The organism is Stenotrophomonas sp. YJH_SMC_17 (genome assembly GCF_059371655.1).
On record NZ_JCAFUU010000008.1, the window covers coordinates 1 to 21,880 of the forward strand.

At 67.4% G+C, this 21,880-nt stretch carries 17 protein-coding genes; 10 read left to right on the top strand and 7 right to left on the bottom strand.

Annotation, left to right across the window (positions count from 1 at the left end; genetic code table 11):
- Positions 1-136: 136 nt before the first annotated feature.
- Together AC5P8Z_RS17200 and AC5P8Z_RS17205 are read right to left on the bottom strand one after the other, a co-directional pair.
- The gene (locus AC5P8Z_RS17200; RefSeq protein WP_295566073.1) at positions 137-1,054 is read right to left on the bottom strand and encodes a LysR family transcriptional regulator; all 918 of its coding nucleotides are present in this window, start codon (positions 1,052-1,054) and stop codon (positions 137-139) included.
- A 167-nt stretch (positions 1,055-1,221) separates the two neighbouring features.
- Positions 1,222-2,190 carry a LysR family transcriptional regulator gene (locus tag AC5P8Z_RS17205; protein ID WP_295566075.1) on the bottom strand — a complete coding sequence of 323 codons (969 nt, stop codon included), beginning with the start codon at positions 2,188-2,190 and terminating at the stop codon, positions 1,222-1,224.
- A 110-nt stretch (positions 2,191-2,300) separates the two neighbouring features.
- Here AC5P8Z_RS17205 and aceB point away from each other — a divergent pair, with 110 nt between their 5' ends.
- The 4 genes from aceB to AC5P8Z_RS17225 all read left to right on the top strand — a co-directional run bounded on the left by aceB (position 2,301) and on the right by AC5P8Z_RS17225 (position 9,291).
- Complete coding sequence (aceB, locus tag AC5P8Z_RS17210) at positions 2,301-3,923, top strand: malate synthase A (RefSeq protein ID WP_495229588.1); 1,623 nt, start codon at positions 2,301-2,303, stop codon at positions 3,921-3,923.
- A gap of 66 nt (positions 3,924-3,989) precedes the next feature.
- Positions 3,990-5,291, top strand: coding sequence for an isocitrate lyase (gene aceA, locus AC5P8Z_RS17215; protein WP_069118153.1), 1,302 nt, complete (start codon positions 3,990-3,992; stop codon positions 5,289-5,291).
- A gap of 416 nt (positions 5,292-5,707) precedes the next feature.
- Positions 5,708-6,748 carry a GGDEF domain-containing protein gene (locus AC5P8Z_RS17220; protein ID WP_295566081.1) on the top strand — a complete coding sequence of 347 codons (1,041 nt, stop codon included), beginning with the start codon at positions 5,708-5,710 and terminating at the stop codon, positions 6,746-6,748.
- 17 nt (positions 6,749-6,765) lie between these two features.
- Entirely contained in the window at positions 6,766-9,291 is a 2,526-nt protein-coding gene (locus tag AC5P8Z_RS17225; protein WP_495229589.1) for a putative peptide modification system cyclase, read from the top strand.
- Positions 9,292-9,297: 6 nt separating this feature from the next.
- Here AC5P8Z_RS17225 and AC5P8Z_RS17230 read toward each other — a convergent pair whose 3' ends face one another.
- Positions 9,298-9,609 (bottom strand): NHLP-related RiPP peptide, encoded by a 312-nt coding sequence (locus AC5P8Z_RS17230; RefSeq protein WP_495229590.1) that lies wholly within the window; start codon positions 9,607-9,609, stop codon positions 9,298-9,300.
- A gap of 133 nt (positions 9,610-9,742) precedes the next feature.
- Here AC5P8Z_RS17230 and AC5P8Z_RS17235 point away from each other — a divergent pair, with 133 nt between their 5' ends.
- On the top strand, positions 9,743-10,918 hold the full coding sequence (locus tag AC5P8Z_RS17235) for a putative peptide maturation dehydrogenase (protein WP_495229591.1): 1,176 nt from the start codon (positions 9,743-9,745) through the stop codon (positions 10,916-10,918).
- Positions 10,919-10,938: 20 nt separating this feature from the next.
- Here the strand turns inward: AC5P8Z_RS17235 and AC5P8Z_RS17240 are convergent, their stop codons facing one another.
- The 3 genes from AC5P8Z_RS17240 to AC5P8Z_RS17250 are packed head-to-tail and all read right to left on the bottom strand — an operon-like array spanning position 10,939 to position 15,747.
- Positions 10,939-12,954, bottom strand: a complete 2,016-nt coding sequence (locus tag AC5P8Z_RS17240; RefSeq protein WP_495229592.1) for an acetyl/propionyl/methylcrotonyl-CoA carboxylase subunit alpha — start codon at positions 12,952-12,954, stop codon at positions 10,939-10,941.
- Positions 12,955-12,962: 8 nt separating this feature from the next.
- Entirely contained in the window at positions 12,963-14,573 is a 1,611-nt protein-coding gene (locus tag AC5P8Z_RS17245; protein ID WP_286070613.1) for a carboxyl transferase domain-containing protein, read from the bottom strand.
- Positions 14,574-14,583: 10 nt separating this feature from the next.
- Positions 14,584-15,747: an isovaleryl-CoA dehydrogenase gene (locus AC5P8Z_RS17250; protein WP_495229593.1), complete on the bottom strand. Its 1,164-nt coding sequence runs from the start codon at positions 15,745-15,747 to the stop codon at positions 14,584-14,586.
- A 158-nt stretch (positions 15,748-15,905) separates the two neighbouring features.
- Between AC5P8Z_RS17250 and AC5P8Z_RS17255 the strand changes: the two genes are divergently transcribed.
- The 3 genes from AC5P8Z_RS17255 (at position 15,906) to AC5P8Z_RS17265 (ending at position 19,074) form a co-directional block, all read left to right on the top strand.
- On the top strand, positions 15,906-16,520 hold the full coding sequence (locus tag AC5P8Z_RS17255) for a TetR/AcrR family transcriptional regulator (protein ID WP_295566093.1): 615 nt from the start codon (positions 15,906-15,908) through the stop codon (positions 16,518-16,520).
- Between the two features lie 205 nt (positions 16,521-16,725).
- Positions 16,726-17,244: a c-type cytochrome gene (locus AC5P8Z_RS17260; RefSeq protein ID WP_495229594.1), complete on the top strand. Its 519-nt coding sequence runs from the start codon at positions 16,726-16,728 to the stop codon at positions 17,242-17,244.
- 384 nt (positions 17,245-17,628) lie between these two features.
- On the top strand, positions 17,629-19,074 hold the full coding sequence (locus AC5P8Z_RS17265) for an ExeM/NucH family extracellular endonuclease (protein WP_495229595.1): 1,446 nt from the start codon (positions 17,629-17,631) through the stop codon (positions 19,072-19,074).
- 61 nt (positions 19,075-19,135) lie between these two features.
- On the opposite strand, the gene AC5P8Z_RS17270 is transcribed toward AC5P8Z_RS17265, so the two are convergent.
- On the bottom strand, positions 19,136-19,993 hold the full coding sequence (locus tag AC5P8Z_RS17270) for an EamA family transporter (RefSeq protein WP_495229596.1): 858 nt from the start codon (positions 19,991-19,993) through the stop codon (positions 19,136-19,138).
- 43 nt (positions 19,994-20,036) lie between these two features.
- On the opposite strand from AC5P8Z_RS17270, the gene AC5P8Z_RS17275 reads away from it, so the two are divergent.
- Together AC5P8Z_RS17275 and zapE are read left to right on the top strand one after the other, a co-directional pair.
- Positions 20,037-20,708 (top strand): alpha/beta hydrolase, encoded by a 672-nt coding sequence (locus AC5P8Z_RS17275; RefSeq protein WP_286070619.1) that lies wholly within the window; start codon positions 20,037-20,039, stop codon positions 20,706-20,708.
- Positions 20,705-21,805 carry a cell division protein ZapE gene (gene zapE, locus AC5P8Z_RS17280; protein WP_495229597.1) on the top strand — a complete coding sequence of 367 codons (1,101 nt, stop codon included), beginning with the start codon at positions 20,705-20,707 and terminating at the stop codon, positions 21,803-21,805. Before AC5P8Z_RS17275 ends, zapE begins: the two co-directional genes overlap by 4 nt.
- Positions 21,806-21,880: the final 75 nt, after the last annotated feature.

A 21,880-nucleotide genomic window follows, 5' to 3' on the forward strand; every position in this document is an offset into this window, starting at 1 on the left:
CAAGAAGTTCTCGACTAAACGGCGTCAAACGGGCATTTTTATGGTGGTTCATCCGGGCTCTTTGGGGACTGGACAGGTGTGGTAACCACCATTTTCCAAAGATGCCCCGGATGAACAACCTACCGAGAGATCACAACTAACCGTCGACTCTACCGGCGAACGCCCCGCGCAGCAGCGTGGCGAAATTGCGGATCAGAGGCGTTACCCGTTCGCGGTGCCACGCCAGCTGCACTTCCGAATGCGCGCCAGCATCGGCCAGTGCCACGAAGCGCGATCCTTCCACCCGGATGTGATCGCACGACGACGGCAGGATGGCTGCGCCCAGGCCCGCGGCGGCCAGACTGATCAGCGTCGAGGCTTCACCCGCCTCCTGCACGATGCGTGGCGTGAATCCGGCAGCCGCGCACAACGCGATCATGTGGTCATGGATGCCCGCGCCGGCACTGCGCCGGAACGCCACGAACGGCTCCTGCGCGAAGTCGCGCAGCGACAGCGTGCCCTGTTTCGAGAGCCGATGCAGGGCAGGGTGGTCGGCATGCACGATCAACGCCAGCGGATCGACGAACAGGCTGTGTGCTACCAGTTCCGGGGGCAGCGCGCGCTTGCGGATGATGCCCACGTCCAGCGAGCCGTCGAGCAGCGCGTCGATCTGCTGCAGGGTGTTCATCTCGCTCAGCTGCAGCCGTACCTGCGGATACTGCTGGCGGTAATGCAGGATCGAACGCGGAATCTGCGGCGACAGCGGCGTGGCCCGGGTCAGGCCGATGTGCAGCTCACCCTGCTCGCCGCGCTGCGCGCGCTGCACCTCGTCCACCGCCGTTTCCACCTGCTGCACGATGGCGCGCGCCCGTTCCTGCAGCAGCTCGCCGGCGGGCGTCAGCTGCACGCGACGATGGCTGCGCACGAACAGGCGCGCACCGATCAGCTCTTCCAGCTGGCGGATCTGCTGGCTGAGCGGTGGCTGCGACATCCCCAGCCGCTCGGCCGCCTGGCCGAAGTGCAGCGTATCGGCAACGGCAAGAAAGTAACGCAGGTGGCGGAGTTCGATGGACATGCGCCCAGTCTATGCATCGCCAGCCGGAAATGAATCAGAGATGGGGTCGGATCCCGTTGCGTAGCAACGGGATCCGACCCCGTGTCGACCAAGGTCGACACCTGCCAAAATCAGACGATGCCACCCCGCCATCCCAGGTGCAGGGCGGCAGCCCTACCCAACAGCGCCTACCGCTCGGAATGCCCGCTCTGGTCGTAATCGCGCGGGCTGAACAGTTCCGGCTGGATCAGCTCGATGAACGCCCTTGCCTGCGCCGACAACGCCTTGCCGCGTCGCACGATCACCCCGTAACTGCGTTCCGGAAACCAGCGCTTCATCGACCGCGCCGCCAGCCGCTCGTGGTCGGCCTCGTTCAGGCACAGCGCCGGCACGATGGAGATACCCATGCCCATTGCCACGTACTGCTTGATCACCTCCCAGCCGCCCACCTCCAGCGCCACGGTGTAGGCGATGCGGTGGCGCTGGAACACCTGGTCGACCAGCCGATAGGTGATCTGCCGCTTCGGTGGCAGCACCAAGGGATAGCGCGCGATGTCGGCCAGTTCCAGCTCGCCGCCATTGGCCAGCGGATGATCGTGCGGGGCGATCAGCACCTGCTCGAAGCGGTAGGCCGGGGCATAGGTCAGGTCGGCCGGCACATCGGTCATCGAACCAATGGCCAGGTCCGCGGCGTCCTCGCGCAGGAGATCGGTGCCGTCGGCGCTGATCGCGTTGTGCAGGGTCAGCCGCACGTCCGGATGGTGCGTCCGGAAGCGCTCCACGATCTTCGGCAGCAGGTACAGGATGGTGGAACTGTTGGCAGCGATGTTCAGCTCGCCCGCGTCCAGGCCGCGCACCTTGTCGCGGAAGCGCGCCTCCAGCCCGTCCAGGTTTTCCACCAGTGGCTGCGCCATTTCATACAGCAGCTGGCCCTCGCGGCTGGGCACCAGGCGCCGCCCGCTGCGCTCGAACAAGGGTACCCCCAGCTCACGCTCCAGCGCCTGCAGCTGCAGGCTGATGGCCGGCTGGCTGACGAACAGTGCCTCAGCAGCCCGTGAGACCGAGCCCAGGCGCACGGTTTGGCAGAACGCGCGCAGTGGTTTCAACCGGTCGGATTTGTAGGAAAAACGCGGGCTTGGCGAGGGGCGCGTGGTCATGGCGTCACAAGTATTAGCACGATTTATGTAAAGCATTGCAAAAACTGTTTTGCCAAATACTCGGCCCGGGCGGCACCGTGGAGGCGTTCCCCCACCGCTGGAGTCGCCCCATGTCCGCCGTCGCTTCCGCTGTTCCCACCCCTGCCAGCAAGGCCACCCCCGGCATCGCGCTGGCGACCCGCGTGGCCGGCCAGGACACCCTGCTGCCGGCGCCGCTGCTGGCCCTGCTGGTGTCGCTGCACCGTGCGGTGGAACCGGGCCGGCAGGCACGGCTGCAGGCCCGCCGTGAACGCCAGGCGTTCTTCGACCAGGGCGGCCTGCCGGACTTCCGCGAGGACACTGCCGCGATCCGCAGCGGCGACTGGCGCGTGGCGCCGCTGCCGGCCGCGTTGCAGGACCGCCGCGTCGAGATCACCGGGCCGACCGACCCGAAGATGGTCATCAACGCGCTGAACTCCGGCGCCAAGGTGTTCATGGCCGACTTCGAGGATTCGACCTCGCCGACCTGGCGCAACCTGCTGGCCGGCCAGCAGTCGCTGGCGGCGGCGGTGCGCGGTGATCTGGAATACACCGCACCCAATGGCAAGCACTACCGCCTGCGCCCCTACGACGAGCAGGCGGTGCTGATCGTGCGCCCACGTGGCTGGCACCTGGATGAAAAGCACGTGGCCATCGACGGCCAGCCGCTGGCCGGCGGCCTGTTCGACGCGGCCGTTTTCGCCTTCCACAACGCTCGCACCCTGCAGGGCAAGGATCGCGGCCCGTATTTCTACCTGCCCAAGCTGCAGAGCATGGAAGAGGCCGCGCTGTGGGAGACCGCGCTGTCGCACATCGAAGGCATGCTCGGCCTGCCGCACGGCCAGATCAAGGTGACCGTGCTGATCGAAACGCTGCCGGCAGTGTTCGAGATGGACGAGATCCTGTACGCACTGCGTGACCGCATCGTCGGCCTTAACTGCGGGCGCTGGGACTACATCTTTTCGTACCTGAAGACCTTCCGTCGCCACGCCGACCGCGTGCTGCCCGAGCGCGGCCAAGTGACCATGACCCAGCCGTTCTTGAAGGCGTACTCGGAACTGCTGATCCAGACCTGCCATCGCCGTGGTGCGCATGCGATGGGGGGCATGGCCGCGCAGATCCCGATCAACAACGACGCCGCCGCCAACGAACAGGCGATGGCCCGCGTGCGCGCCGACAAGCTGCGCGAAGTCACTGCCGGCCATGACGGCACCTGGGTCGCGCACCCGGCACTGATTCCGGTGGCGATGGCCATCTTCGATGAGCACATGCCTAGCGCGAACCAGCACAGCGTGCTGCGCCAGGACGTGCGCGTCGGTCGCGACGAGCTGATCGCACGGCCGCCGGGCACCATCACCCGCGCCGGCTTCGACGGCAACGTGGAAGTCTGCGTGCGCTACCTGGCCGCCTGGCTGGATGGCAATGGCTGCGTGCCGATCCACCACCTGATGGAGGACGCGGCCACCGCCGAGATCAGCCGCAGCCAGCTGTGGCAGTGGCTGCACACGCCCGGCCAGCAGCTGGATGACGGCACCGCGATCGACCTGGCCCTGCTGGATTCCACGCTGGCGCAGCTGCCAGCGCGGTTGGGCAACACCAGCGCACTGACCGGTGGCGCCCGTATCGGCGAAGCCATCGCCCTGCTGGGCGAACTGAGCCGCAGCAACGAACTGACCGATTTCCTGACCCTGCCGGCCTACGCACGCATCGACTGACCGCCCGCTCGCGTAACGCCGTCGCTTCCTTCCCCGCTGCACGCACGAACCGAACTGGAGAAAGACATGAGCAAGCTGCCCACTGCCGAACAGATCCAGCACGACTGGGATACCAACCCGCGCTGGGAAGGCATCCAGCGCAACTACAGCGCCGCCGACGTGGTGCGCCTGCGCGGCACCGTGCACATCGAGCATTCGCTGGCCCGCCTGGGTGCGGAGAAGCTGTGGGCGTCGCTGCACGAGCGCGAGTTCGTCAACGCGCTGGGTGCGCTGACCGGCAACCAGGCCATGCAGCAGGTCAAGGCCGGGCTGAAGGCGATCTACCTGTCCGGTTGGCAGGTGGCGGCCGATGCCAACCTGGCCGGCCAGATGTATCCGGACCAGTCGCTGTACCCGGCCGATTCGGTGCCGGCGGTGGTCAAGCGCATCAACAACACGCTGCTGCGCGCCGACCAGCTGCATCACGCTGAAGGCAAGGATGACATCGACTTCCTGCAGCCGATCGTGGCCGATGCCGAGGCCGGTTTCGGCGGCGTGCTCAACGCGTTCGAGCTGATGAAGGCGATGATCGAGGCCGGGGCCGCCGGCGTGCACTTCGAGGATCAGCTGGCCTCGGTGAAGAAGTGCGGCCACATGGGCGGCAAGGTGCTGGTGCCGACCCGCGAGGCGATCGAGAAGCTCAATGCCGCGCGCCTGGCCGCCGACGTGCTGGGCGTGCCGACCCTGCTGGTGGCGCGCACCGATGCCGAGGCGGCCGACCTGCTGACCAGCGACATCGACGGCAACGACAAGCCGTTCGCCACCGGCGAGCGCACCGTGGAAGGCTTCTACAAGACCCGCAATGGCCTGGACCAGGCGATCAGCCGCGGCCTGGCCTACGCGCCCTACGCCGACCTGGTGTGGTGCGAGACCGGCAAGCCGGACCTGGAGTTCGCGCGCAAGTTCGCCGAGGCGATCCATGCGAAGTTCCCGGGCAAGCTGCTGGCCTATAACTGTTCGCCCAGCTTCAACTGGAAGAAGAACCTGGACGACGCCACCATCGCCAGGTTCCAGCGCGAGCTGGGCAGCTACGGCTACAAGTTCCAGTTCATCACCCTGGCCGGCTTCCATGCGCTGAACTACGGCATGTTCAACCTGGCCCACGGCTATGCACGCCGCCAGATGAGCGCGTTCGTGGAACTGCAGGAAGCCGAGTTCGAAGCGGCCGAGCGTGGCTTCACTGCGGTCAAGCACCAGCGCGAGGTCGGCACCGGCTACTTCGATGCGGTCACCCAGGCGATCCAGCAGGGCCAGTCCTCGACCACCGCACTGACCGGCTCCACCGAGGAAGAGCAGTTCCACGGCGGCCGCAGCGAACGCGCTGCGTGACGCGGTAGCGCCGGCCTCTGGCCGGCAACCCGCCGATGTTCCCGAGGTCCAGGTGGTTCCCGGCCAGCGGCCGGCACTACCGGGCCTCGGAGCGATCAGGGTGGCCAGGGAAGGGCCAGACAACGCCGGCCGGTCGGGGGACCTGCCGGCGTTGTTGTATCGATGGAAACGCGATGAACGCAGGCAGCGTCAATCCGGCGCACCCCATTGCCCGACAACTTGGCCGAAACCCTGTGAAGGCGGCCATGAGATTGATCCGGAACGATTTTCCCCCGGGCGGTGGCGGGCAGAACGGCCACCGCGGGCCCTCATATCGGGAAAGCGGGTCACAGGGCTCAAAATGAGATAGGGCGCACATTTTAAAGCGGTGCTATGCTCCGCGGCTCACCAGGGGACGCTGGCGGCGGGTGCAGGGAATGACCGGCAGGGGTGCGGCCGAGAACAGTGATGTGACGTCAGGTATCGCCCGGGTGGCGATGGCCGAGATCGTGCACGCGCTGCTGTCCGATGCCGAGGTCGCATTGTTCGCCAGATTCGCCCGCCCATGCAAGCTTCATGCCGGACAGTGGTTGTTCCAGCGCGGACATCGTGGCGAGCGCATGTACGTGATCCTGGAAGGCCAGATCGAACTGGACTTCGGCGAGGACCTGGTGATCAAGACGCTTGGCCAGCACGAGTTCTTCGGTGAGCTGGGGCTGCTGGTGGGCGATCACCCACGCAGCGCCAGCGCCCGTGCCCTGGTCGACTGCCAGGTGCTTGAGCTGGGGCCTGCCGACTTCCATCGCCTGGTCGAATCCGATCCGGGCCTGGTCGCCTACTTCCTGCGCCGCACGATCATGCGCGTGCTGACCAACGAACAGGCCCTGATCAGCCAGCTGCGCCGGCGCAACCATGACCTGGAAACCGCGCTGGACAACCTGTACATCACCACCCACCAGCTGACCCACACCCGCGAGCTGGTGCGTACCGATGAACTGACCGGACTGCACAACCGCCGCGGCCTCACCCTGTACCTGCAGGAATGCCGTGCCGATGGCAGCGGGCTGCCGCAGGCGCTGCTGCTGATCGACTGCGACCGCTTCAAGCAGATCAATGACCGCCATGGCCACCAGGCGGGCGATCGCGTACTGCAGAGCATGGGCAACATCCTGCGCTCGATGGCCGGTGAGCAGGACCTGGCCTGCCGCCTCGGCGGTGACGAGTTCTGCCTGATCCTGCGTCGTGGCAACCACGAGATCGTGCAGCATGCGGCCGAGTTCATCCTCAGCGCGGTACACGGCCTGCTGGAACGCAGCCACGGTACGCCGCACGTCAGCCTGGTCAGCATCGGCGCCAGCCTGCTGGACCCGGATGCGGGCTGGAGCGAGTGGTATGCCAGCGCGGACCGTGCGCTGTACCAGGCCAAGCGCGATGGTGGCAACTGCCTGCGTTGGGCAGACGCAGTGGACTCACCCTAGACCGGGAGACAGAGGCGATGAATGGCGACAACGGAACGTCGGCGCCGCACAACCAGCAACTGCGCGCCCTGCTGTTCACCGACCTGTGTGACTCGCTGCTGCTGGTCGAACGCATCGGCGATGTCGCTGCCGCCGAACTGTTCCAGGAACACGACCGGCTGGTGCTGGCGCTGCAGCAGCGCTGGAACGGCCAGCTGATCGATCGCTCCGACGGGCTGTTCATGCTGTTCGAGCGTCCGATCGATGCGCTCGGCTTCGCCCTGGACTACCAGCGTGGCCTGCAGCCGCTCGGGCAGGCGCGCGACATCCGCCTGCAGGCGCGGGCGGGGCTGCATGTGGGCGATGTGCTCACTTGGGAGAACAGTGCCGAGGCAGTGCGTGCCGGTGCCAAGGCGATCGAGGTCGAAGGGCTGGCCAAACCGATGGCGGCGCGGTTGATGCAGCTGGCACGGCCGGGGCAGATCCTGCTTTCGGCGGTGGCCGAATCCATCGTGCGTCGTTCCAGCGCGGCGCTGGGTGCGACAGCCGACGGCCTGCAGTGGCGGTCGTTCGGGCGCTGGCGATTCAAGGGCGTCAGCCAACCTGCCGAGGTCTTCGGCGTACAGGCAGCGGGGATGCCCACGCCTGGACGGTTGCGGCACACGGCCAAGGCACGGCGTGATCTGCCGACGTGGCGCCGTCCGCTGGCCATGGCGGCACAGGCGGCTGTGCTGCTCGCTGCCGTACTTGGCGTTTGGTTGCTGACCCGGCCACAGCCGGCCATCGCCTTCGCCGAACGTGACTGGGTCGTGCTCGGTGGCCTGCACAACCTCACCGGCAATCCCCTGCTGGATGACGCACTGGACCAGGCGTTCCGGATCAGCCTCGAGCAGTCCCGCTACGTCAACGTCGTCAGTGACGACCGCGTCGGCCGTACCCTCGAAATGATGCGCAAACCTCTGGATGGCGGCATCCGCGAACGTGGTGATGCCGCCGCCGTGGCGGTGCGCACGGGTGCACGCCTGCTGTTCGTGCCTTCGGCCACCGATGTGGGAGGCCGTACCCGCTTCAGCGTGGAAGTGGTCGAGCCGTCGACGCTGCGCACGCTGGCCGTGGTATCGGCCGATGCGAAGGCCGGAGCGGTGCTGGCTGCGGTGGACGATGTTTCCCACCAGTTGCGCGATCGCCTGGGTGAAGAACAATCGCTCATCCAGCGTGACAGCCAGACCCTGCCGGAGGTGACCACGGGCAGCATGGATGCGCTGCGTGCGTTCGCGCTGGGCCAGAAGCGCTATGTGCGCGGCGACTACAAGGGGGCCTTGGCGTTCTACCAGCAGGCCACGGAGATCGATCCCGAGTTCGCATTGGCATGGTTGGGACAGACCCGCAGCCACTTTGCCGGAACGGATTTTGCCGCCGCCGCGACCTCATTGGCCAAGGCGCGAGAGTGGGCAGCGCATCTACCAACACGCGAGGCGCTGTACGTGCGTGCCTGGTCCCTGCAGATCGACGATCCGGACCAGGCGACCGACAGCTGGTTGCGCATGGCCGAGATGTATCCGGATTATCTGGCTGCGACCAACAACGCTGCGATGAATCTCTACAACGAGAATCGATTTGCCGAAGCACTGCCCTTGGCGCAGCGGGTGGCAAGCAGCCGCGTTGATCTGCTTGCCATTGGCCAGGACCAGTATGGCCGCATCCTGCTTGCCCTTGGGCGATACGATGATGCGGACCGCGCTTTGGCACTGGCGGCCTCCACGGGCTGGGAAGGTGCATTGATGCGCCAGGCCACGGTCGCCGCTGCGCGCGCGGACTACCGCAAAGCCGAACAGTTGCTGCAGCGTATTGATCCAGGCAACTACCACGCCGATATCTTCCGCACGGCCATCGCCCTGGACAGCGGCAGGATCGACGTGGCACTGGCCAGTGCCGAGCGTGGCATGCAGCGTAGCCTTGGCAAGTCAGGTATCGATCGCTATGTCTACTACCTGCCGCTTGCCGTTGCACATCTCCAATCGGGCCAGGGCCAGTCAGCGATCGCGCTGGTGGAGGAGGTCGGTCGCGTGGCCTTCGTGGATATCGAGGGCAGACCCGCAGTGGATATCGTCGACCGCGTGGTGACGGCGCAGGCAGCAGCGCTGGTCGGGCTGCGGCTGGGAAACACGAAGGTGGCCGCGCAGGTTCAGGCGCGCATCGCAGCGATCAGGTCGCTTCCTGACAGCGTGATGATCAAGGAATTCGACGCGGTGATCCGCGCCGAGCGCCTGCGTGGCGAAAACAGGCCCGCAGAGGCGCTGGAGATCCTGCAGCCGTTCCTGGGGGAGCGCTCGCGCGTCCAGACCCGGGTGGCAGCGCTGCAGGCGGCGCGCGCAGCGGGAGACGAATCGCTCGCCGGCCAGCAGTTGCGCTGGCTGCAATCCAGGCAAGGGCTGGCCTACGCCGAACTTGAGTGTGCGTTCTGCCTGCAGGGATTGAACATCCTCGATATCCGCAGCGTGGAAGGCGCTACGGATACCCGCGGACCGGTGAAGGCTCCGGTCATGCCCGGCACCGCGGGCTGAAACGGGTCAGCGCAGCGTACGCGGTGCGTCGCCGGTGTGGCCGTTCTCCAGCATCGGTACGTTGAAGGCCGCGCCGGATGTAAGCATGGCGACGATCTGCGGCAGTGCCTGCGCGATGACGGCCTTGTCGGCCAGCTCGATGGAAGCACAGCACATGGCGACGAACTGGCTCAGTTCGGCCGGGTCTGCCGGAACGTGACCCGCTTCCAGCAGCGCTGCTTCCGGCGACTGGGTGAAGCGGCCACGGAAGGCATCGTCGGTGGCGAGCAGGTTGACAAGATTCTGCGCGACGGCAGGTTCCAGCTGCAGGGTGGGCATGGTGGAGTCCGGAAGAGTCGGTGTGGAACCTTGATGTCGGCACCGGGGGACGCTTCTTGAGTAGTCATCGCGTTGCCATCAAGGAATCGCCGCATCGCTCGATAACGTGGCAGGAATGTTGAAAGGAACGAGCATGCAGGTCAGGCGCTGTGCGGTACTGATGATGGAGCCGCGGGAGACAACGACGTTCGATCTTCAGGACCTGGTGCAGGGAGGGAATGGCCTCCGTCGCAGCCAGGTCTGGCTGGCGCTGGCACCGCACCTGCCTGAGCCGATCGAGCTCAGCGCCGCGCACCAGGCCTGGCTGGGCAGGCTCAGCCCCAGCGTATGGCAGGACATCGCCGTGGACAGTGAGGAGGCGGGAATGATCCCGGCGTTGCAGCAGGCAGGACTGGTGTTTGTCCGGGGCAGCGCGACGGATGCAGCGTCGATTGCCGACGAGGCGTTGCGCTCTACCTACTGGCACCCGCTTGCTGCCGTGCTGCACGCATTCTCGCGCTGGGATGGGGTGGATGCCGTCGGCAACATGCGCGCGTCCAGGACCGAGACGGCCGTGCAGATGCGCGAAACGCTGGGAGCGCCGCCTGCGACTACGGTGTCACGTTGCAGCGAGGGTGCCGTTGCATTGCCCAGGGCCGAGCCTGCGGCCTTCGACGCATTGCTGGCCCGTCGCGCAACCTGCCGCAATTTCGACTGGCAGCGACCGCTGCCGCTGCCGCTGCTGGCGCGGATGCTGCAACGAACCTTCGGCAGCACCGGCGAGCACCGTGTCGGCGAGGACCTGGTGTTCCTGAAGAAGAACGTGCCTTCCGGCGGTGGTCTGCATCCCATCGAGGCCTATCTGGTCGTGCAGAACGTCGAAGGCCTGCCGGCAGGTCTCTATCACTATCGCGGCGATACCCATGTGCTGGAGCCGGTGCCCTCGGAAAGCACGGTGGACCGCGACTTCGTGATGGATGCTGTCGGCCAGCAGCACTGGTTCGCCGACGCCCATGTGCTGGTGATCCTGGCGCCGCGCTTCGACCGCACGTTCTGGAAGTATCGCCAGCACGCGAAAAGCTACCGCGTCATTGCCCTCGAGGCCGGGCATCTGTCGCAGACCCTGTATCTGGCCGCGACCGACGATGGCCTGGGGGCGTTCATCACCGCGGCGATCAACGAGAAAGCGATCGAGCGCGCCCTTTCGCTGGATCCGGTCACCGAGGGCGTCCTTGCCGTATGCGGTTTCGGCTGGCGCGCCCCGACCATGACCACGACCGAGCTGGACCCGGCAGGCGTGATCTGGAATCCCGAAGACCGCGCGGTCTGAATCGCGCGGCCCGTGCTGCATCACGCCGCTTCGAAGTCCACCAGCACCGCGCCATCACCCACCTGGTCGCCGGCCTTGGCACGGTAGCCCTTCACCGTACCGTCGACCGGCGCCTGCAGGGTGTGCTCCATCTTCATCGCTTCCAGCACCACCAGCGGCGTGCCGCGCTTGACCTCGGTGCCGGCCGCGACCAGCGTGGCGACGATCCTGCCCGGCATCGGCGCCAGCAGGCTGCCGGCATCGGCCACGGCGTGGTCCGATTCGCCCACCGGATCATGCAGGGTGAAGCGGTGCTGGCCATCGGCGCCGAACAGATACAGCTGGTCGCCCTCGCGCAGCAGTTGCAGTGACCAACGGCGCTCGCCCAGCTGCACGGTCAGATGCTGTGCATCGGCCGTACCGATCACCTGCACCGGTGCTGCGTCGTCGCACTGCACGCGCCAGCCATCGGTCTGCGGCCACACCTTCAGCGTGTGCCGGCGCTCTCCCTGCTGCAGCGGCAGCACGCGCGGCGCGGATGCGCCGAGGCGCCAGCCGTCCTGGGACTGCCATGGCGAATGCGGGTCACGGGCATCGGTGGTGGCTGCTGCGGTGCTGGTGACGGCGGCCACCGCCGCCAGCAGCCACAGTGCATCGTCGCTGTCGCCGACTACGCTCAACGCGGCCTGTTCGCGTTCGATCAGCGCGGTGTCCAGCTTGGCGTGGGCGAACGAATCGGTGTTGACCAGCCGGCGCAGGAAGCCGGCATTGGTGGTCACGCCCACCACCTGGCAGTCGGCCAGGGCCTGGCTCATGCGGCGCAGCGCGGCGTCGCGGTCCACGTCCCAGACGATCAGCTTGGCGATCATCGGGTCGTAGAACGGGGTGATGCTGTCGCCTTCCTCCACGCCGGTATCCACGCGCGCATGGGCCGACGGCGTGGGCAGGCGCAGACGGCGCAGGGTGCCGGTGGAGGGCAGGAAGCCGCGGTCGGCATCTTCGGCGTACAGACGCGCCTCGATGGCATGACCGTGAATCGCCAACTGCTCCTGGCGCAGCGGCAGCGGCTGGCCCGAAGCCACGCGCAGCTGCCACTCCACCAGGTCGGTGCCGGTGATGTACTCGGTCACCGGGTGTTCGACCTGCAGGCGGGTGTTCATTTCCATGAAGTAGAAATCGCCGTCCGGGCCGGCGATGAACTCCACGGTGCCCGCACCCTCATAGCCCACCGCGCGCGCGGCATCGACCGCGGCCTTGCCCATCGCCGCACGACGCTCGGCACTCATGCCCGGCGCAGGTGCTTCTTCCAGCACCTTCTGGTGGCGGCGCTGCACCGAGCAGTCGCGCTCGAACAGGTACACCGCCTCGCCGTGGCTGTCGCCGAACACCTGGATCTCGATATGGCGCGGGCGCTCGACGTATTTCTCGACCAGCACGTGATCGTTGCCGAACGCCGAGGCCGCCTCGCGCTGGCAGCTGGCCAGCGCATCGACGAAGTCCTCGCTGCGCTCGACCTTGCGCATGCCCTTGCCACCGCCACCGGCGCTGGCCTTGATCAGCACCGGGTAGCCGATGGCATCGGCCTGCGCGCGCAGGAAGTCCGGTGCCTGCTGGTCGCCGTGGTAGCCCGGGGTCAGCGGCACGCCGGCCTTGGCCATCAATGCCTTGGCCGCGCTCTTGTCACCCATCGCGCGGATGGCGCTGGCCGGCGGCCCGATGAAGGTGATGCCTGCGGCGGCGCAGGCGTCGGCGAAGTCGGCATTCTCGGACAGGAAGCCGTAGCCGGGGTGGATGGCCTGCGCGCCGGTGGCGCGTGCGGCGTCGAGCAGGGCATCGCCGCGCAGGTAGCTTTCCCGCGCGGCAGCCGGGCCGATGTGGATGGCTTCGTCGGCAAGGCGTACGTGGCGCGCGTTGCGGTCGGCATCGGAATACACCGCCACGGTGGCGATGCCGAGGCGACGGCAGGTGGCGATGACGCGGCAGGCGATCTCGCCGCGGTTGGCGATCAGGACTTTGGTGAACATGGCAACGGGCTTCATGGGAGCGTGCTCGGTCATGGCACGGGTTACATGCGGAACACGCCGAAGCGCGTCTGCTGCGGAGCGGCGTTGAGGCTGGCTGACAGGGCCAGGGCCAGCACGCGGCGGGTGTCGGCCGGATCGATCACGCCGTCGTCCCACAGGCGCGCGCTGGCGTAGTAGGGGTGGCCCTGCTGTTCGAACTGATCGCGGATCGGCGCCTTGAAGGCGTCCTCTTCCGCCGCGGGCCACTCCCCTCCCTTCGCCTCGATGCCATCGCGCTTGACCGTGGCCAGCACGCTGGCCGCCTGTTCGCCACCCATCACGCCGATGCGCGCGTTCGGCCACATCCACAGGAAGTTCGGCGAATAGGCGCGGCCGCACATGCCGTAGTTGCCGGCCCCGAACGAGCCACCTATCACCACGGTGAATTTGGGCACCTTGGCGCAGGCCACGGCCATCACCAGCTTGGCGCCGTCCTTGGCGATGCCGCCCTGTTCGTACTTGCGGCCGACCATGAAGCCGGTGATGTTCTGCAGGAACACCAGCGGAATGTTGCGCTGGGTGCACAGCTCGATGAAGTGCGCGCCCTTCAGTGCCGACTCGGAGAACAGGATGCCGTTGTTGGCGATGATCCCGATCGGGTAGCCGTTCAGATGGGCGAAGCCGGTGACCAGCGTGGCGCCGTAGCGCGGCTTGAACTCATCGAAACGCGAGCCATCGACTAGGCGCGCGATCACTTCGCGCACGTCGTAGGGCTTGCGCGTGTCGGCCGGGATCACGCCATACAGTTCATGCGCCGGCAGCAGCGGTTCCTCGGGCGCCTGCACCGCCATCGCCGGTTCCGGCTTGCGCCAGTTGAGCTGGGCGATGATCGCGCGCACCCGCGCAAGCGCCTGCAGGTCGTTGTCGGCCATGTGGTCGGCAACGCCGGAAATGCGCGTGTGCACGTCGGCACCGCCCAGTTCCTCGGCGGTCACCACTTCACCGGTGGCCGCCTTCACCAGCGGCGGGCCGCCGAGGAAGATCGTGCCCTGCTCGCGCACGATCACCGTCTCGTCGCTCATCGCCGGCACGTAGGCGCCACCGGCGGTGCAGCTGCCCATCACGCAGGCGATCTGCGGAATGCCCTGCGCCGACAGGTTGGCCTGGTTGTAGAAGATGCGGCCGAAATGATCGCGGTCAGGGAAGACTTCGTCCTGCAGCGGCAGGAACGCGCCGCCAGAATCGACCAGGTAGATGCAGGGCAGGTGGTTCTGCTCGGCGATCTCCTGCGCGCGCAGATGCTTCTTCACCGTCATCGGGTAGTAGGTGCCGCCCTTGACCGTGGCATCGTTGGCCACGATCACGCACTCCACGCCGCTCACGCGGCCGATGCCGGCCACTACGCCCGCGGCGGGCACCGCGTCGTCATACATGCCGTGCGCGGCCAGCGGCGCGATTTCCAGGAACGCACTGCCCGGGTCGAGCAGGGCATCGATGCGGTCGCGCACCAGCAGTTTGCCGCGCGCGGTGTGCTTGGCACGGGCGGCCTCGTTGCCGCCCAGCGCGGTGCGCGCCAGCGTGGCGTGCAGGTCATCGACCACGGCCTGCATGGCGGCGCGGTTGCTTTCGAAGGTGTCGCTGCCCGGTTGCAGCTGGCTGTTGAGGACGGTCATCGCAGTGGCCTTACAGGGTGCGCTGGAACAGTTCGCGGCCGATCAGCATGCGGCGGATCTCCGAGGTGCCGGCGCCGATTTCATACAGCTTGGCGTCGCGCCACAGGCGGCCGGTCGGGTACTCGTTGATGTAGCCGTTGCCGCCCAGGATCTGGATCGCCTGGCCGGTCAGCCAGGTGGCTTTCTCGGCAGCGTAGAGGATGGCGCCGGCGGCATCCTGACGGGTGGTGCGGCCCTGGTCGCAGGCGCGCGCCACGGCGTAGACATAAGCGCGGCAGGCACCCAGGCCCACGTACATGTCGGCGATCTTGGCCTGGATCAGCTGGAAGCTGCCGATCGCCTCGCCGAACTGGTGGCGCTCATGCACGTACGGCATCACCACGTCCATGGCCGCGGCCATCAGGCCCAGCGGGCCACCGGACAGCACCACGCGCTCGTAGTCCAGGCCGGACATCAGCACGCGCACGCCGCCGCCGACCTGGCCCAGCACGTTCTCTTCGGGCACTTCGCAGTCCTGGAACACCAGCTCGCAGGTGGGCGAGGAGCGCATGCCCAGCTTGTCCAGCTTCTGCGCGGTCGTGAAGCCCTTCATGCCCTTCTCGACCAGGAAGGCGGTGATGCCCTTGGCACCGGCGTCCATGTCGGTCTTTGCATAGACCACCAGCACGTCGGCATCGGGGCCGTTGGTGATCCACATCTTGTTGCCGTTGAGCACGTAGCGGTCGCCGCGCTTGTCCGCGCGCAGCTTCATCGACACCACGTCCGAACCGGCGCCCGGTTCGCTCATCGCCAGCGCGCCCACCTTGGCACCGCTGCACAGGTCGGGCAGGAAGCGCTGCTTCTGTTCCTCGTTGCCGTTCTTGCGCAGCTGGTTCACGCACAGGTTGGAGTGCGCGCCATAGGAGAGACCGATGCCGCCGGAGGCACGCGAAATCTCTTCCATCGCCACCACGTGGGCCAGGTAACCCATGCCGGTGCCGCCGTATGCTTCTTCCACGGTAAGGCCGAGCAGGCCCTGTTCGCCCAGCTTCGGCCACAGGGCCAGCGGGAACTGATTGGTGGCATCGGCCTCGGCGGCCAGCGGCGCGACCTCGGCGGCGGCAAAATGGGCCACGCTCTGGCGCAGCAGGTCGATCTCCTCACCGAGATCGAAGTTCAGGGATGGCACGTGCATTGCGGTGGCTCCACGGCGGGACTACAGGGAATGGACGCATCCGGTGGGGGAGTGGGCGCGGTCTGCAGGACCGCCACCCACACGGGCGGTGGGCCCAGCGTAGCGGGGTTCGGGTAAGAAGTGAACACAAATTCAAAAATTGAAAATAGAATCAAAACATGGCCTATAAACGCTCTGCACTGATGGAAGAACGGCTGGCCGGGGCCCGGGAACGGATCCTGCTGGCGACCCGTGAGCTGGTCGCGGCCGGCGGCTGGCGCAACGCCCCGGTGACCGCGGTGGCGACCCAGGCGGGAGTGTCCACCGGCCTGATCTATCGCCACTTCCCGTCCAAGGCCGAGCTGTTCGTGGAGGTGCTCAACGCCGCCGTGGCCCATGAGGTTGCGATCATGGAGCGCATCGCCAGCGGCCCGGAGGTCGCCAGCGAGCGGTTGCGGCTGGCGATCACCGCCTTCGTCCGCCGCGCCCTGGCCGGGCCGGGGCTGGCCCACGCCTTCATCGTTGAACCGGTCGACCCGGACGTGGAAGCCGAGCGCATGCGCGGCCGTCGCGCGTTCGGTGACGTGTTCCTGCGGCTGGTGGAGGAGGGCGTGGCGGCAGGTGAGCTGCCGGCGCAGGATGCGCACGTCGCCGCCGCCTGCCTGGTCGGCGCCTTCACCGAAGCCATGGTCGGCCCGACCGCACCCAGCCGCGAAGCGCACCGCGACGAGGACGCGCTGGTCGACGCGATCTGCAGCTTCTGCCTGCGCGCGATCGGCGCCCGGGTTTTGTAGAGTCGAGCTATGCTCGACTGCTTCTGCTTCTGTTGCCGGGGTCAGATCCCTTCTGCGTGGCAAAAGGGATCTGACCCCAGCCCCCGGCATGCTGCGTTGCACCAGCACCGACGCCTGTTGTCGCACGCGAAGCGCGTTCTATACTCGGCCCATCACGCAGTCGCTCAGCCGTGGTCCAACGACTATCAGCCAGGGGTAACGAAGAGTGCGGAATTACGATCTGGAGTTCCTGAAACGCTTCTCCATGGTGATCGCGCTGCTGGCGACCATCACCCTCGGCCTGATCCTCCTTGCCGCCTACATCCACACCCGGATTCCGCCCGAGGTGTCGCCGACCGCGGCCAAACGCACCGAACAGCGCATTTCGCCCACCGGCGCGGTCTATGCCGGCAGCACCGGCGCCGCCGCGCAGGCCGCCGCCAAGGCCGCCGCGCTGGCAAAGGCCGCGTCGCAGGTGGCCTACGGGGGCACCAAGGACGGCAAGGTCATCTTCGACAACCTGTGTACTGCCTGCCACACCACCGGTGTGGGCATGGCGCCGACGCTGGACCACGCGCACTGGGACAAGCGCCTCGCGCAGGGCAAGGAAACGCTCTACAAGCACGCCATCGAGGGCTATACCGGCCCCGACGGCGGCATCATGCCGCCCAAGGGCGGCAACCCCGCGCTCACCGAGGAGCAGATCCACGCCACCGTGGACTGGATGCTGGGCAACCTGAAGTAGCTGCGGAAGGGGGAACGGCGAAATGGTGGACGGCCGAACGGCCGAACTGCCGGGCGGCTGGAACGCCGAACGGCTGAACCGCCGAACCGCCGAACCGCCGAACCGCTGAACCGCTGAACCGCTGAACCGCTGAACCGCCGGTAGAGTCGACTGTTAGTCGACTGCTCTTCCCAATGTTGCCGGAAAGCCCGCGCTGCGCGCGATAGTCGACTAACAGTCGACTCTACCCGCCGGTCGCCGCGGTCGCCGCGGTCGCCCCGTTTGCCCCGGTCGCTGCGCCGGCTTTGCCCACCAAGGCCTGATCGCCCATATTTCCCGGCCCGCTCGCGGGGTTTCGCATTTCAGGGTTAGTCTGTGCGCCCTCTTCCCTGGAATCGCCCGTCGATGCGCCGCCGTTCCCTTGCTCTTGCCCTGTCCTTGCTGCTGCCGGCCAGCGCCTTTGCCCAGGCCCAGCCGCAGGCCGCACCGGTCGCGTCGCCCGCTGCCGCGCGCAGCAGCGCCACCGTGGTGCTGACCGCCGCGCCGGCCGACTGGCGCGTGCTGGATGGCCAACGTGTGCGCATCGCCGCACCGCTGACCCTGGCCGGCACCGACGGCCTGGAACGTTTCGGCCAGCTCACCGTGGCCTTCGATGGCCGCCTCTGGCAGCCCACCGAAGTGGCCGCACCGGGTACTGCCGGCTACGAGCAGGTGATGGCCGACAACCTGCGCCGCCGCCTGGTGCTGGATGACGGCAGCGATGCCCGCGACCCGGCCAGCGTGCCCTACCTGCCGGGCAACCCGGTGCTGCGTACCGGCATGCAGCTGCGCAATGTGGAAGGCATCGTGCGCGTGGATGCACAGGGTCGCCCGCGCCTGCAGGTGGACGGCGTGCTGAAGCTGCCGGAACTCAAGCGCCCGGCGGTGCCGATGGTGCCGGGCAGCCTGCACGTGGCCGCTTTCAATCTGGAGAACTTCTTCAACGGTGACGGCCAGGGCGGTGGCTTCCCGACCCTGCGCGGTGCGCGCACGCTGGATGAACACAAGGCGCAGGTGGCCAAGCTGGTCACTACGGTCAACGCGCTCGGTGCCGACGTCGCCGCGCTGATGGAGCTGGAGAACGATGGCTACGGTCCGCAGTCGGCCATCGCCGAACTGGTGGATGCGCTCAACCGTGACCGCGGTGCGCAGGGCGACTGGCGCTTCGTCGATGCCGGCAACGGCCCCGGCGACAACCCGATCCGGGTCGGCATCATCTACCGAAGCAGCCGCCTGCAGCCGCTGGGCAAGCCGGCCACGCTGACCGGTGGCCCGTTCGTCGAGCACAGCCGCGTGCCGCTGGCGCAGGCCTTCCAGGGCAAGCACGGCGCGCCGTTCGTGGTGGTCGCCAACCACTTCAAGTCGAAGGGCTGCCGCGATGCCGCCGGTGCCGATGCCGACCGCAACGACAACCAGGGCTGCTGGAACGCGACCCGCGTGGCCTCCGCGCAGCAGCTGCACGCCTGGCTGCAGACCGACCCGACCGGTACCGGTGCAAAGGACGCGGTGCTGCTGGGCGATTTCAACGCCTACGCGATGGAAGACCCGATCCGCACCCTGCATGACCTGGGCTGGCAGGATGCGTTCAAGGTGGCCAAGGTCGAGCATCCCTACAGCTACGTCTACAACGGCTACACCGGCCGCCTGGACCATGCACTGCTGAGCCCCGGCATGGCCCAGCGCCTGCGCGGTGCCGCCGAATGGCACAGCAACGCCGACGAGCAGGACGCCAGCGGCTACCAGGGCCGCAATGTGCAGGGCCCGTGGCGCAGCTCCGACCACGACCCGCTGCTGCTGGGCTTCGATAAATAACGCCCAACGCAGGGGTCGGAGCCCATTCCAACCGAATGGGCTCCGACCCCCATGCACATGCTCACCCCCAGGCGATCAACCCGATCGCCAGCACCGCCAGTGCCAGGCCGGCGCGGTTCCACTTCGTGGTCGCCTCGCCGAAGGCGAACACGCCCACCAGCGCACCCAGCACCACCACGCCGATGTTCATGCCGGCGAACACGGTGGCCGGGCTCTGCGGCATCGCCTGGTGTGCATGCACGTAGAAAAGAATGTTGCCGCCATTGAGGAGGCCCAGCAGCGCGCCGGCACCGAGGTTGCGCCAGGCCAGCCGGCTGCGGCCGCTGAAGTGCCGCCACAACTGCAGCGCCAGCATCAGCACGAAGGCCACGCTGAAGCTGGCCAGCACCGCCGCCATCGACGGCGTGCCCGACAGCGCCACCTGCTTGAGCAGCACGTCCACCACCGCGAACCCGCCCCACACGCCCAGCAGCCAGCCCCAGCCAGCGGGTGAGGACGCCACCGCCGGGCCTCGAGGGCGCAGGCTGATGGCCACCATTGCCAGCAGGCCCAGGCCGAGACCGGCCAGCTTCCACGGCGTGGCGGTCTGGCCGAAGAACAGGAAGGCCGCGGTCAGTGACAACAGCAGCGACAGGCGCTGTGCCACATCGCTGCGGACGATGCCGGCCACCGCCACTGCGCGGCCCAGCACCAGGAAGATCGAGGGCAGCACCACCGCCAGCGCCAGCAATGACAGCCACGGCGCATGCGGCGCGCGCAGTGCATCCAGCGGTGGCTGCAGCACCACCGCCGTCATTGTCGCGGCCACCAGGTAGTTCCAGGTGACCATCTGCGCGACATCCAACCGGCGGCGGTTGACCACCTTCAACAACACCGAAACCAGCACACTGCAGATCACGGCCAGGGACAGGTAGAGCATCGGGCGGGCACAGGGCAGGGGCGGGGGACGGTATCATGGTGCCATGCACAAGCCCTCGTTCCCCGTCGCCCCCGGCGAAACCGCCTGCCTCGAACTGGATGGCCCGGCCGGCCCGCTGGAAGTGGTCGTCGACCTGCCCAAGGCCGATGTGCCGGTGCAGCCGATCGTGGCCATCATCTGCCACCCGTTGTCCACCGAAGGCGGCACCCTGCACAACAAGGTGGTCACCATGACCGCCACCACCCTGCGCGAACTGGGCATCGCCACGGTGCGCTTCAACTTCCGCAGCGTCGGTGGTTCGGCCGGTCAGTTCGACCATGGCGTGGGCGAGCAGGATGATCTGAAGGCCGTCGCCGCCTGGGTGCAGAGCCAGCGCCCCGACGACCGCCTGTGGCTGGCCGGTTTCAGTTTTGGTTCGTTCGTTTCGTTGAAGGCCGCTGCCGCGCTGCAGCCCGAAGCGCTGATCTCGATCGCGCCGCCGGCCGGCCGCTGGGATTTCGATGGCATCGCACCGCCGGCGCGCTGGCTGGTGATCCAGGGCGAGCAGGACGAGATCGTCGACCCGCAGGCGGTCTATCAGTGGCTGGACACGCTGGATGTCCCGCATGAGCTGGTGCGCATGCCCGAGACCAGCCATTTCTTCCACCGCAAGCTGATCGACCTGCGTGGCGCGCTGACCCACGGCGTGAAGCATTGGCTGGGCGCAGCAGCATGAGTGCAACCGAGTTGACCCCCTCGCAGCGGTACGCGGAAGGGGTCGCCCGCGGCGACTGGCAGAACGACCCGGCCCAGCACGCGGCGCTGGCCGAGCTGGACCGCATCCACCTGGGCCTGCTGGACAGCGCCGAGGACGGTTGGCTGGACCGCCTGTCCGCGTTCTGGAAGAAGCCCGAGCCGGTGAAGGGCCTGTACTTCTGGGGCGGCGTCGGCCGCGGCAAGACCTTCCTGGTCGACCTGTTCTATGACGGCCTGCCGATCAAGCAGAAGTACCGCACGCACTTCCACCGCTTCATGCGCAGCGTGCACGAGCGCCTGCGCGAGCACCAGGGACAGAGCGACCCACTGGCGAAGATCGCCCAGGAATGGCGCAGCAACCTGCGCGTGCTGGTGCTGGATGAGTTCTTCGTCACCGACATTGGTGATGCGATGCTGCTGGCGCGGTTGCTGGAGCGCCTGTTCGCCGAGGGCGTGACCCTGGTCACCACCTCCAACACGGCGGTGGAGAACCTGTACCTCAACGGGCTGCAGCGCGAGAGCTTCCTGCCGGCCATCGGCCTGCTGCAGCGCTTCTGCGTCGAGCTGTATGCCGAAGGCACCGAGGATTACCGCATGCGCGCACTGACCCGCTCGCCGGTATACCGCGCGCCGTTGGCCGCCGACAGCGACGACTGGCTGGCCACGCGCTGGAACGAACTGAGTGGCGGCCAACCGGCCAAGGCCGGCAACATCGAGATCGAGGGCCGCAAGATCCCGGTCCGCGGCCGCGGCAAGAGCATCGCCTGGTTCGATTTCGCCGCCCTGTGCGAAGGCCCGCGCGGCCCGTCGGATTACATCGAGATCGCGCACGAGTTCAACACGGTGCTGCTGGGCGGCATTCCCGCCTTCGACCGCGTGAACGAAGATGCCGCGCGCCGCTTCGTCAACCTGATCGACGAGCTGTACGACCGCCACGTCAACCTGGTGTGCACCGCCAGCACCTCGCCGATCGAGCTGTATACCGGCCAGCGCCTGCAGGGTGCGTTCGAGCGCACCGCCTCGCGCCTGATTGAAATGCAGAGCGCCGAATACCTGGGCACCCCGCACCGGGCGTAAGGGATTCCGCCGTTTGTAGAGCCGAGCCCACGCTCGGCTGCTTTTGCATGATGTGCCGAAAAGCAGCCGAGCATG

Coding starts and splice junctions, on each gene's coding strand:
- AC5P8Z_RS17200 (WP_295566073.1), bottom strand. CDS start 1,054: ATGTCCATCGAACTCCGCCACCTGCGTTACTTTCTTGCCGTTGCCGAT.
- AC5P8Z_RS17205 (WP_295566075.1), bottom strand. CDS start 2,190: ATGACCACGCGCCCCTCGCCAAGCCCGCGTTTTTCCTACAAATCCGAC.
- aceB (WP_495229588.1), top strand. CDS start 2,301: ATGTCCGCCGTCGCTTCCGCTGTTCCCACCCCTGCCAGCAAGGCCACC.
- aceA (WP_069118153.1), top strand. CDS start 3,990: ATGAGCAAGCTGCCCACTGCCGAACAGATCCAGCACGACTGGGATACC.
- AC5P8Z_RS17220 (WP_295566081.1), top strand. CDS start 5,708: ATGACCGGCAGGGGTGCGGCCGAGAACAGTGATGTGACGTCAGGTATC.
- AC5P8Z_RS17225 (WP_495229589.1), top strand. CDS start 6,766: ATGAATGGCGACAACGGAACGTCGGCGCCGCACAACCAGCAACTGCGC.
- AC5P8Z_RS17230 (WP_495229590.1), bottom strand. CDS start 9,609: ATGCCCACCCTGCAGCTGGAACCTGCCGTCGCGCAGAATCTTGTCAAC.
- AC5P8Z_RS17235 (WP_495229591.1), top strand. CDS start 9,743: ATGCAGGTCAGGCGCTGTGCGGTACTGATGATGGAGCCGCGGGAGACA.
- AC5P8Z_RS17240 (WP_495229592.1), bottom strand. CDS start 12,954: ATGACCGAGCACGCTCCCATGAAGCCCGTTGCCATGTTCACCAAAGTC.
- AC5P8Z_RS17245 (WP_286070613.1), bottom strand. CDS start 14,573: ATGACCGTCCTCAACAGCCAGCTGCAACCGGGCAGCGACACCTTCGAA.
- AC5P8Z_RS17250 (WP_495229593.1), bottom strand. CDS start 15,747: ATGCACGTGCCATCCCTGAACTTCGATCTCGGTGAGGAGATCGACCTG.
- AC5P8Z_RS17255 (WP_295566093.1), top strand. CDS start 15,906: ATGGCCTATAAACGCTCTGCACTGATGGAAGAACGGCTGGCCGGGGCC.
- AC5P8Z_RS17265 (WP_495229595.1), top strand. CDS start 17,629: ATGCGCCGCCGTTCCCTTGCTCTTGCCCTGTCCTTGCTGCTGCCGGCC.
- AC5P8Z_RS17270 (WP_495229596.1), bottom strand. CDS start 19,993: ATGCTCTACCTGTCCCTGGCCGTGATCTGCAGTGTGCTGGTTTCGGTG.
- AC5P8Z_RS17275 (WP_286070619.1), top strand. CDS start 20,037: ATGCACAAGCCCTCGTTCCCCGTCGCCCCCGGCGAAACCGCCTGCCTC.
- zapE (WP_495229597.1), top strand. CDS start 20,705: ATGAGTGCAACCGAGTTGACCCCCTCGCAGCGGTACGCGGAAGGGGTC.